The following is a 12,745-nucleotide window of genomic DNA, read 5'->3' on the forward strand; positions in this document are numbered from 1 at the left end:
GGTATATCTACCCCATTTTGCGGGGTCAATAGAATACAGGGTCAATGTTCAGACAGTTTTTTTCGGAAAAACAGTTCGGTTAAACGAATAACTTCAGCGTGGACTTTATGACGATCTACGGTAGGATCATCGGTAAAGTAAGTCGGGTCAGACTTTTTGACGTCCTCAATGGCTTCATTCAGCATTACATAGTGACCAGTTTTACCGCCAAATTCGAAGTAGCTGGATCCTGAAATGAGCGTGTGATAGTGGTAGGCATTTGTTTGTACTGGCGCTATGCGATCACTTTGAGAACCGATAATATACATAGGTTTTTGAATAGCCTTCATCTGCTCTTTGCGGACAAACCCCTGGCCGAGTGCCGGTGAGATCGCCACACATGCACGGATTCGATCATCCCGCAGATGTGGTATGTTCTGCATAGCGGCTTGCAGAGTTGGGTCGTCGAGGTATTGGGCCAGGCCCGGAAGTTCGGGAATATCAATTTCCTGACGCCCCTTCGTTTTATAATAGGTGAGTAGGGCTGAATGATCGAGCACAGCCCCGGCCAGAGCGATGACCGTATAACCTCCATACGAAAATCCAGCCGCGCCTATGCGTTGCGGATCAATCACCCTACTGAACGGGGTATTGGTCAACAATGCGCTCAGCGCAAACTGAATGTCCAGCGGGCGCTCCCAGAACTTGAGAAATTCGAGGGGTACTTTGTTATCATAGGTATTTCCCCAATGATCGACAGCGGCTACAATATAGCCTTTCTGAACCAGTCCCTGCGCTAACCACTCTATGGTCAATCGGCCACCCCCGGTACCGTGTGACAATAGGATCAGCGGCATTTTGCGGTCAGGCAATTGCCCGTTGCGCACCGTATGTTGACGAATGAAGGGAGAAAATAGCTTGTCACTCGCTTTCAACGTGTCGTCGGTTGGGTACCATACTTCCGTCACTACCGGGCGGTGACGGCTCTGATTCATGAACGTAAAGGTTTGCTGACCGATCTGAGTAGGTGATGGGTAGCGGGCAACGCTAAGCTGCGGCACTAGCAGCCAATAAAGGATAATAATTCGTAAATGGTACATCGTTGTATCGACTTGTTGCCACAAAGCAAGCCGCTCAACACGGAAAAAAGATTGACAAAAATCAACAAACTACCGTTTTGCCTTTAATCGGCTCAACGTTTCCTGGGAAATACCCAGATAATCGGCGATGATTTTAGCAGGCAATCGTTGAATAATCTCTGGATTGGTCTGTTGAAGCGTATCATACCGACCTTTAGCGTCTAACGAAATAAAGTGTTCAATACGTTGAATGGACTCAATATAATCGAGTTCGAGGCCAATTCGATCCAGGGTTTCCCAGCCTGGTATACGCTGATAAAGCGCCTGTCGATCCTCATAACTGAGCATGAGCAATTCGGATGGTTCCGGGCTTTGTACGGAAGCGATCGAAGGCTGACGAAGAGCAAAGCTGGGAAAAGCCGTTCCGAAACGGCCCTCCAAAACCAGAAAACGGGTTGATTCATTTCCCTGGTCATCGGTCAAAAATACGCGTAGACATCCTTTTACGACGAAATAAACGTAGCGAGCCACGCTACCCTTAGGTACGAGGATCTCATTCCGCTTCGTCCTTTTAGATTTGAAGTAGCTGCTAACGATTGATTCCTGTTCAGGGGAGAGGACAAGTTTATCGGCCAGATAAGTTTGCAGGGCAGGATGCATAGAACATGGTAGATGACCAACGGGCGCTAAAGCTCTACAGCTTTAGACAAAGGATATAACTCATTTTAACTCCAGTTTAACAACTATACCGATCGGTATAGTTGTTAAACTATTTTATATGTATCGCCGACTTATAGGCCAGGAACTGGGCGTGGTTGTCGTATTTGTCTGTTTTAATCTCCAGCAACTTGGCCTCATTGCCCGGTTTAAAGAAATCGGGGAGGAGGGTCTGGAGCTGTTCCTGCGTCGAACAGTCGACATAAGCCAGATGGGCATCAGCCGCCGTGTTGCGGCCCGTGTAGCCGTGGGGCGTTTCAAAATACGTTTCCAGCTCGGGCTGGCGACCGGGGCCGTCGATCAGCCGGAAAATATGCCCGCTGTCATTATTTAGTAATACGATCCTGAGGTTCGGAGGGATGGGAGCCGACCAGAGCGCGTTCCGGTCGTAGAAAAAGGCGATGTCGCCGATGAGGAGCGTAACGAGCTGATCGGTGGCGAGGGCTGCGCCGAGGGCAGTGCTTAAACAACCGTCGATCCCGCTGACTCCCCGGTTCGCAAACACCCGGATCTGCTGGCGTTGGTCAAGTCCGCACAGGTTCGCGTAGCGCACTGGCATGCTGTTGGCCAGATGCAGGGCGGACTGTTCGGGTAAGGCGTCAAGGACCGATTGCACGGCTGACCAGTCGGTTAAGGGCTGATTCGGCTGAGTGAGGGTTTGCTGAACGAGCCGGGCGGCTTGATGGTCAAATGTCTGCCAACGATGAACGAAATCGCCGGACTCTTCCTCGTCATCGCCCTGTAAAAACCGCTGGTAATCGACATCCGCAAATAGTTTCTCCAGGAAAGCCAGCGGTTCGGCCGGAATCAGGGTGGTCAGACTCTGGAATGAATCATTGATTCGGTCGATGGCTGGCTGGATATGCCAGTGTCGGCGCGCCGGATAGTTCCGGAGGAACGTTTTGAGATTCCGGGTCAGAAACGAGTTGCCCAGGGTGATGAGCAGATCAGGCTGGAGCGATTTCCCGGTGGCCTCGTCGATCCCGGCCAGGAACGTATCGGTATGGGTAATAAATACGTCGTTCCGGTGGAGGTTACTAATAATCTCGCCGACTACCGGTACGCCTAACTCGTCGCTGATTTTTCGCAGGATGGCCGCCAGGGCGTGATCGCAGGGCAGTTGTCCTACGGCAATCAGAATCCGTTCCTGACCATCCCACTCGTTTAGTAAACTATGCCAGGCTTCGGCCGGAAGCGTAGGCTGGGCCGGCAAGGTTTCTATAATTCGTACGGGGCTGTAGCTGAACGTATCGTCGGGCGCTGGATAAAACGGTTCCCGCAGCGGTACGTTTACATGTACTGGTCCGGCAGGATAGGCTTGGCTTAGGTTGATGGCCTCATTCAGGGAACGCTCAATGAACCAGCGCGCGTCGACATGGGTGTAGTCGGCCGGCAGGTCATACGCCCGCTTAACGTGTGAGCCGAACAGACCAGCCTGATCAATCGTCTGCCCATCCTGTTGATGCAGCCACTCGTGCGGACGGTCGGCGGTTAACAGGATCAGGGGGACCTGCTGGAAGTACGCTTCGACAACGGCGGGTGCCAAATTGTATACGGCACTGCCCGACGTACAGATGAGCGCGACCGGTGTCTGGCTTTGCTGAGCAATACCGAGGGCCGTAAAACCCGCCGACCGTTCATCGGCCACGACCCGAACGCGCAGGCGCGGGTGCCGGGCGACGGCCAGGGTCAGGGGAGCCGAGCGGGAGCCGGGCGAAACGATAACCTGAGAGATTCCTTTTTGGGCGAGAAGTTCAGCGATGTCGACGATCGGTTGCAGAACAGGCATGATGCGGTAAAACGGGTTGCGGATACAAACATAACCACGAACGGGATGGTCTGACCCGCCGGCTGTCGAGGTTTTTCTGTTACTTTGCTCAAGCGGTAAGCTTAGGCCTTTCCTTCCGGGCATAAACGAAGCGGACGCCTTCTGCGTTATACCAACGAAAACATCTCTTTATGGACCGTATTACCTTTGAGAACGAGAAAGAAATCCGGCTAAAATCGTTTGCGGGCGCCTTGACGATAAACGTCCTGCTCGTGCTGGTGCTGTTGTTCGTGCACTTGTCGCAAACGATTCCCAATCCGCCCCCCATTCAATTTGTGGAGGTAAACTTCGGCACGGATGCCCGCGGCAGCGGTAAAATTCAGACGTATAACAAAGCGTCGGACTCGCCGAATCCTGTGGATGTGAAACCGTCGGAAAACCGCCCGAATCCTAAAGAAAACACGACGCCCCGCTTAGAACGAACGCGGGCTACGCCAACGCCTAAAGTAGAGGACGCGAAGCCGGCCAAGACATCGACCGAAAAACCAATCATCACCAGCAAGGCCGAAAGCCCCGTTACAACTCCCGAGCGACCGGAACCCAAACGGGTCGAAGCACCCAAACCCACAGCACCCGTTGAACGTACTGCGCCACCGGTACCGGCTAAAAAGGTCGAAACGGTAAATAACGATGCCTTATTTAAGAAATCATCGGGCGGGGGTGGATCGAACGGAACAGTTGGCAAAGCGTCGGGTACGGGAGGTAATAACAACGGCGATGACGCCGATGGGGTAGGTGATAAAGGAAATCCCAACGGAAAGATTGACGCGAAAAGTTTATACGGTACCCCAGGTGGCGCTTCCTCGGGCGTAGCCTTCGACGTGTCCGGATGGTCGCTGGCCAGCCGCCCGAACGTAAATGACGACTCCGATGAAACCGGCAGAATTGTTTTTCGCATCACCGTCGACGGTGATGGCGAAATCGTTCGGGTGCAGCAGCAGCAATCAACGGTGAGTCCTTCGGTGGCCGAAGTATACCGAAAAGCTGTGCAGCGGCTCCGACTGCGGCCCAAAGGAGGAGCAACGCCCCCCACGTCGACCGGAACCATTACGTTTATTATTAAGGCCCGAGATTAATGCAGTATTCGGAAGCGATCGACTATCTCTACAGTCGGCTCCCCGTTTTTCATCGAATAGGTCCGAAAGCTCTTAAGCCGGGTTTGACCAACATCCTTGCGTTGTGTGAAGCGCTTGGGAATCCCCACCAGAAATTCCGCAGCATCCACGTAGCGGGGACGAATGGCAAAGGAAGCAGTTCGCACATGCTGGCGGCTATTTATCAGTCTGCCGGTTATCGGGTCGGTTTGTATACGTCACCGCACCTCAAATCCTTTACCGAACGTATCCGTCTGAATGGACAGCCGATTGCCGAGGCAAAAGTGGCGCAATTCGTTGTCGACAACCAGGCGCTGATCGAACGGATTGAGCCTTCGTTTTTTGAAGTGGCGGTAGCCATGGCGTTCGATTATTTTGCGAAACAGGCGGTCGACCTGGCCATTATTGAAGTCGGGCTGGGTGGGCGGCTCGATTCGACGAATATCATTACGCCGGTTGCCTCGCTGATTACAAATATCGGATTCGATCACACCGATATTCTAGGCGATACCTTACCCCAGATTGCTGCCGAAAAAGCGGGTATAATCAAGGCGCAGGTACCCGTTATTATTAGCGAAATGCAGCCCGAAACTCAGCCTGTTTTTCTTAATGTGGCCGGAGAAGTAAATGCACCTATTCGTTTTGCGGATCAACATTACCGGATCCAGGACAAGGGAATAGTAGCCCGACGTCGGCAGATAACGATACTTGGCAAGGAAGAATCTGCAATCGATTTTTCCTTGGATCTACCGGGTGCTTATCAGCTACGTAACATAGCGGGCGTAATGGAAACCGTCGACGTTTTACAGTCTGTTTTCCCGGTTTCGGTCGCTGCTCAGAAAGCGGCACTGGCTAACGTAACGTCCTTAACCGGCTTAAAGGGGCGTTTCCAAACGATCCAGGAGCAGCCGCTCGTGATCGCCGACACCGCTCATAATCGCCCCGGTTTACAGGCCTTATTTGAAACTGTTGAGACGCTGCCCATTAATCAACTGCGAATTGTACTGGGGTTTGTAGCGGATAAGGATCGTGTAGGTTTATTTGACGTACTACCTCCGCAGGCTACATTTTACTTTTGTCAAGCGCACACACCACGCTCATTGTCGGCAGTTCAATTACAGGCGGAAGCTGCTGAATTTAACATACTCGGCAGTGTGTATACAAATGTAAATGAAGCACTGCAAGCTGCTATTAGTCAATCGGTTACGAACGATGTAATTGTTATTACCGGGAGTAACTATATCGTTGCTGAATTAATTGATTTATAATCGTGACTCGTAGAAAACAACAATTCTTTCTGCAAAATGCAGAGAGCCGAAATGTAATTGAAGTTGGTAAACCGCAGTACAAAACCATTCGAGGCAATTGGGGTACTGAGTACTTTAACAACGACAATCCGATTGTTGTTGAACTCGCATGTGGTAAGGGCGAGTATACAGTAGGCCTAGCACAAGCGTATCCAGACGTAAATTTTATTGGTGTCGATATAAAGGGAGATCGTATTGCGAGAGGGGCAAAAGCGGCTCAGGTGCTGGGGTTAACTAACGCAGCCTTTCTCCGGACGGATATTAACTACATCTCTGAATTCTTTGCCGAAGGGGAAATCAGCGAAATCTGGATAACGTTTCCGGATCCGCAGCCACGTCCTAAGCAGGAAAAGCATCGGCTTACGTACCCTCGCTTTCTGATGCTTTATAAATCGTTGCTGGTAAAGTCGGGCACCCTGCATTTAAAGACCGACAATCCGGAGTTGTTTGCCTATAGTCTGGAAAAAGTAAAGGAAGAAGGATTCACAGATTTACAATGGACAACCGATTTATACAAGTCGCCATTAAACCAAATTCACATCGGTATAAAGACAAAATACGAGCAAATGTTCTTCGACAGAGGATTTACAATTAACTATTTACAATGCAAAACGGGTGCGATTTAACTTATCGCACCCGTTTAACTTTATTAATTTACTTATGTTTATTTAAACTTGTTAATGATATTATGTTAACGAGTTTAAATGTTGTTACAGACTTAAAATAACTTTGTCATCAGATCGGCAACGCGGCTTGAGTATCCGTATTCATTATCGTACCAGCCGACAACTTTTGCGAGTGTGCCATTTACAGTTGTCAGTTTAGAATCGAAAATGCAGGAGTGAGGATTGCCAATGATGTCAATCGATACAATCTCATCTGTGCTGTACTCCAGAATGCCAGCTAATGTGGTTTCTGAGGCTTGTTTTATCGCATTGTTAATTTCTTCAACAGATGCCTCCCGCTTTAGAATTACAGTCAGATCGGTTAGCGATCCATCCGGAGTAGGAACCCGCATTGCGTTTCCGTCCAATTTGCCTTTTAGCTGGGGTAGAACCAGACCAACTGCTTTAGCAGCACCGGTAGAGGTAGGAACAATCGATAAGGCGGCTGCCCGAGCCCGACGTAGATCTGAATGGGGGGCATCCTGCAAGTTCTGATCAGCGGTGTAAGCGTGAATTGTGGTCATATACCCTTTCTCAATGCCGAATACGTCATCGAGCACCTTAGCCATTGGAGCCAAACAGTTCGTGGTACATGAAGCATTCGAGACAATGGTCTCCTGACCAGTGAGTGTATCGTCGTTTACACCCAGAACCACCGTTGGAATATTGCCTTTAGCAGGCGCGGAAATGACTACCTTTTTAGCACCTGCCTGTAGGTGCATGCCTGCGCCAGCCTCATCGACAAAGCGGCCGGTTGATTCCAGAACCACGTCGATATTTAGATCTTTCCAGGGCAGATTTTTAGGATCACGCTCGGCATAAGCTTTAATACGGGTACCGTTTACGGTCAGGCTGTCATTGTCAGACTGAACTTCACCCGGGAATTTGCCGTGTACCGAATCATATTTAAGCAGGTGTGCTAACGTTGCATTGTCCGTTAGGTCGTTTATAGCGACTATCTCAATGTTTTCTTTCTCAAGTAGTCTTCTGAACGACAACCGTCCAATGCGACCGAAGCCATTGATGGCTACGCGAATTTTTTCCATGAACAAGTAATTGGTTTGTTTTCGGGCCAAATATACGGATTTAATAAGGTCTATTAAACACGAATAGTAGTAGGGGAAATTTAGCAATTCCAAAGAGGGAAATTTAGCAATCGCTAAAAATATGGTAAAATTTAGTAATAAATTAGTATTAATGTTAGTGGAAGCTAAATATTATTGGCACAATAGGCATAATATGCTAAATATATTAGCTAAATACTATTATTTTACTAAAGAAAGTACATGGTTTTATTGTTCTTGCTAAATTATTACTGATATAAATCTAAATTACTAAATACCGATTAAATTAGTATTCTATCAGTTCATATTGGCTAACTCCTCATTGTATTAATCCACAGTCCACTATCATTTCAGTTTTAATTCATGCTAATGACCAAAATGGTTACAGCTGGTCGACAACGAGAATAGGGGAGACTATTTTACGTTCCTGTATAGTCACAGCCGATATATACTGATTTATTGATTTGTAATACCTGTTATTCCAACATTAACAAGAGTTCACTGACAAAGTCTTGCTTCTTGTACGAAAGGCTTTCAACAAGAGGAAACACGTTTCATTTTTGTCCTATCGCTTAAGATCCTATACAGCTTCAGTAATGCTTTTAATAAGTCAATACGTATCATTCGCTTAACTTTCCGTGTGTTCTCTTAAGCCTGACTACATGTAACTAATCCTGTCTACATAATTGTAGAATGAGCGACACAGTGCCTTGCATAGTCTACCACAAACTCCTTGTTTTTTTATTGTCTACAATATTTGTATAGAAACCATAATCTTTAGGCATCATTCTTGTACCAACACTATTGTTGAACTGGAATAACCATCTCACTGCTCTTTCTTATCAAACCATTTAATGACTAGCATTGAAGTTAGCGCCATTGAGCTCTAGCAAAACATTTATAGAAAATCAGTCTTATATTTCAACTATACACGTCTATTTATTACCTTTGGAACAAGTATTAATAGTATATAAAAGGTTATTGTAAGCTCAAAATAATATTTTGTCATAATGTATAAAATAGGTCTTATCAAGTAGTTATATCATTATTTATAAACAATTACTTTACTTAAATGATTAACGAAGTAGAAGCCATCTGGGCTAATCGTGAACTATTGGCTGATGCCAGATCAATCCAGATTGTTCGTACTATAATAGACCAATTAGATAGGGGAGAGCTTCGGGTAGCAAATCCACCCACCGAGGAGTCAGGAGAATGGACCGTTAATGAGTGGGTAAAAAAAGCCATTCTTCTTTATTTCGTAAGCCAGCGAATGCAAACGGAGGAAGTCGGCATATTTACCTTTAACGACAAAATTCCTCTGAAGACAAATTTTGCGGAAGCTAATGTGAGAACCGTTCCCCCAGCTGTTGCTCGGTATGGATCCTTCCAGGCACCGGGTGTAATTCTAATGCCATCTTACGTAAACATTGGTGCATACGTTGACGAACGTACTATGGTTGATACCTGGGCAACTGTTGGCAGTTGTGCACAAATTGGTAAGGACGTTCACCTGAGCGGAGGAGTTGGAATTGGTGGAGTCCTTGAGCCACCTCAGGCAGCGCCAGTCATTATTGAGGACGGTGCATTTATTGGTTCACGGTGCATTGTTGTCGAGGGCGCACGGATTGGTAAACGTGCCGTGCTAGGAGCAGGGGTTACGATTACTGGCTCCTCTAAGATTATTGACGTTACTGCTACTAAACCAGTAGAATATAAAGGGTTTGTTCCTGCTAACTCAGTAGTCATTCCCGGCAGCTATACTAAACAGTTTCCGGCCGGAGAGTTCCACGTTCCATGTGCCCTAATTATCGGTCAGCGTAAATCCTCTACCGATCTGAAAACATCGTTGAATGATGCCTTGCGTGAAAATAACGTTTCTGTTTAATACCGTAACTAACTAACACATATATACATTAGTCAATTATATACTTAGTCAATTTACAAGGGCGTGTGTAACAATGTAAATGTTACACACGCCCTTGTGTTACATAATTATACTGGCTATTTTCTATTGTTTATTTATATCATTTATATTTGTAATCTATACAGGTTTAACGCAGTTATACAGATATGACTATAAATGACAAGATTAAACAGATTCTGATTGACAAAAACTTAACGCCGTCTTATTTCGCTGATGAAATAGGGGTACAGCGGTCAAGTATATCACACATATTATCCGGCCGCAATCGGCCAAGCTTTGATATCATACAGAAGATAATTCGTCGTTTCCCAGAATTAGGCTACGAATGGATAATGGAAGAGGAGCCACAACTTGTTAATCAACCTTCCCACACCAATAGGTTTGCTGGCCGCCCTGCTTCGGACCGCTTTAATACGTCGCCAACATCCTATATACCTCCAGCACCGACGATCATCCGTTCGCAACGTAACGAAATTCCGCCTGTCGCACCGCCCCATCAAGAAATTCAGCCCGCTCCTCAACCAACTCCTGTAGCTAATATGGCTGATAAGAAAATAGAACGGATTCTTATCTTCTATACAGATGGATCGTTCCGTGAATATTCTCCGGCTAGTTAATTATATACTACGTTATCCCAGTTTAACAATCAATTATAGTTTTTAGTCAACTATTTCATAATTAGTCTATTTATAGATAACGAACTGAAGCAAATGAACTTTACTAGCTATTTAGTTGCCAGAGGCACATGCCTCTGACGAAGCTTCAAGGGGTAATAAATCAAATTGAATTTTTACTTTAACCGATTTTACAGATTAATTGGCATCTACTTAAATAGGTTAAAACCTTGTTTACTGGCTCATATAGCCATTTTCTACGAGGAATGAGCTAACTCCTTGTGAAGCAAGACTTTAACGTTCCACGTGGATAACTTGTGGAAAACATGTGCATAGCGTAAGGAAACGTGCTAACTTTCTGCATTAACCCGTATCGCTGCATACGTTTAATCAACGTTCTTAACTATTTAACATCACAACCTTTAATATGACTCATTTATAATGAATTGAATTTTGCATCAGCGATAGCGTAGATATATTCAGGCGTCGCGCTTCACAACTCGCTCCGAATAGTTATAATAAGCAAATCACGTATAAATTCTTATTTTTCTTCGTAGCCAGTAACCGCATACTGCGCATGTTGTATTTGGTTAGTCAGGCCAAACTTATTGGTGTTTAAAAATCTGAATTACAGTTGGATAAGTTAACGTCTGCAATCGTAAAAAATGAACTTTGCTGACACTATTCAATTTTTTGCAGCTACAAAGATTGGCTACAATCAATTTTTGTAATCACCGACGCTTCTACCAATGCAGAGGTTGAGCTGTCTTTCTCACGTTATACCTAACTACTATATTAAATAGTAATTACCGTATGGCTGCTGACTAGGTTTTCAGGGATATACATTTTGTTGTATAATTTATATTATGTTAAGTAGAATTTTCAAATAAAGGGCCGATGGTTTCCCACCGACCCCTACTATTATGACTTAGGCTCTACGCAAACCACTTTACGTTCTTCGTATTGCTTCAGGATGTTTTGCAGATTTGTCAGGTTTTCATTTAAATCTGCTTCATCTTTCACCGACTTCGCTTTGGTAAAGTACGGCAGCGATTGTTTAAACTTACCACAAACCTGCCCGTCCACTTCTTTACCGCGCTTGTTGTACTCAGCCATATCCATTGCATCAACGGACTTCTTCATATCAACCGCTTCGTTGAAATAATAAACTCCCAGGTTAAAGTTGGCGTCGTAGTTGTTCGGGTCAATGGCTAACGCTTTGTTCAGGTAATCTTTCTCCTGAGTTTTTTGCGCTGCGTAGTTCTGCTTCAACTCAGCCAGACGCTTTTCTTTGTCAGCATTACCCGATGCGCTGGCCGCAGCCTCTTTGGCATCAGCCTCCAGTTTAGCAATGTTCGCTTTCTGATCCGCAGCTTTTTTCTGAACGTCGGCGAGCTGGCGCTTCAAGTCAGCGTTTTTAGGCTGCTTCTTTATCAAACCGCCCAAGCGGGTTACCTCTCCGTTGTACGTATCCAGCAAGCCTTTTGCGTCGGCAAGCTGCTTACCTGTGCTGCTTCCTTTTTTGGTTTCGGCTTCCAGTTTACGAAGTTCTTCCAGATCTTTCTGCGCGATGTTGTTATATACAATCGACAGGTTTACCAGATTCTGTACGTTGTTCGGATCTTTTTCGACCATCTGCTTCATACCAGCGATAGCCTCATCCATCCGGTTAGTACGTAGCATTATGTTGATCTTCTCATTGGACAGATCTTTGTTGCCTGGAGCCAGGGCAATGCCTTTGTCCAGCGCGGCCAGTGCTTTGTCAACCTCATTGTCGGAGCTATATAACATAGCTAACGATCCGTAGATAGAAGCATCTTTACCACCTGCAGCAATATATTTTTCTAACTGGGTTTTCGCGGTCGGATTGTCTTTAACCTGCTGGGCAGCGATTGCCGTATACAGAGGGGCTAACGTATCCTTAGGATTTATGTCGCCCGCTATAGCCATCGACTTAATGGCATCCTGGTAGTTTTTGCTTTGGAACTTAGCAACCCCCTGCTGCATGAATGCGCCATACATACCAGGGCTCTTCAACGCTTCCTGAGCTTCCTTAGCCAATTTGCCGGGACCGCCTTTTTTGTCTTTGTCTAATTCAATGACCTTGTTATAAGCCTCATACGCCGTCGTTGCGGCTGCCGAATCAAGCCGGATGGCCTGCGACGCAATATCCTGGTAGGTTTTGGCCCGATCCATCCAAGTGCTTGCCTTCGCTGACGCTTTGGCATCCGCAATATCCTTATCGCTCTTTTCTTTATTCTTCTTGTACCCCTCTATGATGAGTGCATCTGCTCCTCCAGCAGCTCCTGCCTGGCCTTGCCCCTGTTGGTTCTGAGCATGTGCGCCCGCGGACAGGCAACATGCTACAAGAACTAAGAAAACTGGTTTCATGTGTTAAATGGGATTATGTTAATTGTTTTCAAAAACGAAATTACGGAATCAATCCGTATAAGCATGACCGACCTTAAATT

At 46.3% G+C, this 12,745-nt stretch carries 10 protein-coding genes; 5 read left to right on the forward strand and 5 right to left on the reverse strand.

From position 1 onward, the window contains the following. Positions 1 to 41: 41 nt before the first annotated feature. From ACYVBJ_RS16945 to menD, 3 genes are all read right to left on the reverse strand, one after another. Positions 42 to 1,079 (reverse strand): alpha/beta hydrolase family protein, encoded by a 1,038-nt coding sequence (locus ACYVBJ_RS16945; protein ID WP_460983486.1) that lies wholly within the window; start codon positions 1,077 to 1,079, stop codon positions 42 to 44. A gap of 69 nt (positions 1,080 to 1,148) precedes the next feature. Next, a complete protein-coding gene (locus ACYVBJ_RS16950) occupies positions 1,149 to 1,718 on the reverse strand; it encodes a Crp/Fnr family transcriptional regulator (RefSeq protein ID WP_460983487.1) in 570 nt (189 codons plus the stop codon). Positions 1,719 to 1,827: 109 nt separating this feature from the next. After that, the gene (menD, locus tag ACYVBJ_RS16955) at positions 1,828 to 3,564 is read right to left on the reverse strand and encodes a 2-succinyl-5-enolpyruvyl-6-hydroxy-3-cyclohexene-1-carboxylic-acid synthase (RefSeq protein ID WP_460983488.1); all 1,737 of its coding nucleotides are present in this window, start codon (positions 3,562 to 3,564) and stop codon (positions 1,828 to 1,830) included. Between the two features lie 170 nt (positions 3,565 to 3,734). On the opposite strand from menD, the gene ACYVBJ_RS16960 reads away from it, so the two are divergent. Genes ACYVBJ_RS16960 through trmB form a run of 3 tightly spaced genes read left to right on the forward strand, consistent with a single transcriptional unit; the run spans position 3,735 to position 6,630 of the window. Further along, the gene (locus ACYVBJ_RS16960) at positions 3,735 to 4,679 is read left to right on the forward strand and encodes an energy transducer TonB (RefSeq protein ID WP_460977524.1); all 945 of its coding nucleotides are present in this window, start codon (positions 3,735 to 3,737) and stop codon (positions 4,677 to 4,679) included. Further along, complete coding sequence (locus ACYVBJ_RS16965) at positions 4,679 to 5,965, forward strand: bifunctional folylpolyglutamate synthase/dihydrofolate synthase (protein ID WP_460983489.1); 1,287 nt, start codon at positions 4,679 to 4,681, stop codon at positions 5,963 to 5,965. Before ACYVBJ_RS16960 ends, ACYVBJ_RS16965 begins: the two co-directional genes overlap by 1 nt. Before the next feature lie 2 nt (positions 5,966 to 5,967). Next, the gene (gene trmB, locus ACYVBJ_RS16970; RefSeq protein WP_460983490.1) at positions 5,968 to 6,630 is read left to right on the forward strand and encodes a tRNA (guanosine(46)-N7)-methyltransferase TrmB; all 663 of its coding nucleotides are present in this window, start codon (positions 5,968 to 5,970) and stop codon (positions 6,628 to 6,630) included. Positions 6,631 to 6,722: 92 nt separating this feature from the next. Here the strand turns inward: trmB and gap are convergent, their stop codons facing one another. Then, complete coding sequence (gap, locus tag ACYVBJ_RS16975) at positions 6,723 to 7,715, reverse strand: type I glyceraldehyde-3-phosphate dehydrogenase (protein ID WP_460983491.1); 993 nt, start codon at positions 7,713 to 7,715, stop codon at positions 6,723 to 6,725. A 1,090-nt stretch (positions 7,716 to 8,805) separates the two neighbouring features. Here gap and ACYVBJ_RS16980 point away from each other — a divergent pair. Beyond that, positions 8,806 to 9,621 carry a 2,3,4,5-tetrahydropyridine-2,6-dicarboxylate N-succinyltransferase gene (locus ACYVBJ_RS16980; protein ID WP_460983492.1) on the forward strand — a complete coding sequence of 272 codons (816 nt, stop codon included), beginning with the start codon at positions 8,806 to 8,808 and terminating at the stop codon, positions 9,619 to 9,621. 185 nt (positions 9,622 to 9,806) lie between these two features. Beyond that, positions 9,807 to 10,277, forward strand: a complete 471-nt coding sequence (locus ACYVBJ_RS16985) for a helix-turn-helix transcriptional regulator (protein WP_460983493.1) — start codon at positions 9,807 to 9,809, stop codon at positions 10,275 to 10,277. 918 nt (positions 10,278 to 11,195) lie between these two features. Here ACYVBJ_RS16985 and ACYVBJ_RS16990 read toward each other — a convergent pair. Beyond that, positions 11,196 to 12,665: a tetratricopeptide repeat protein gene (locus ACYVBJ_RS16990; RefSeq protein ID WP_460983494.1), complete on the reverse strand. Its 1,470-nt coding sequence runs from the start codon at positions 12,663 to 12,665 to the stop codon at positions 11,196 to 11,198. Between the last annotated feature and the right edge of the window lie 80 nt (positions 12,666 to 12,745).

The organism is Spirosoma fluminis, from assembly GCF_054778895.1.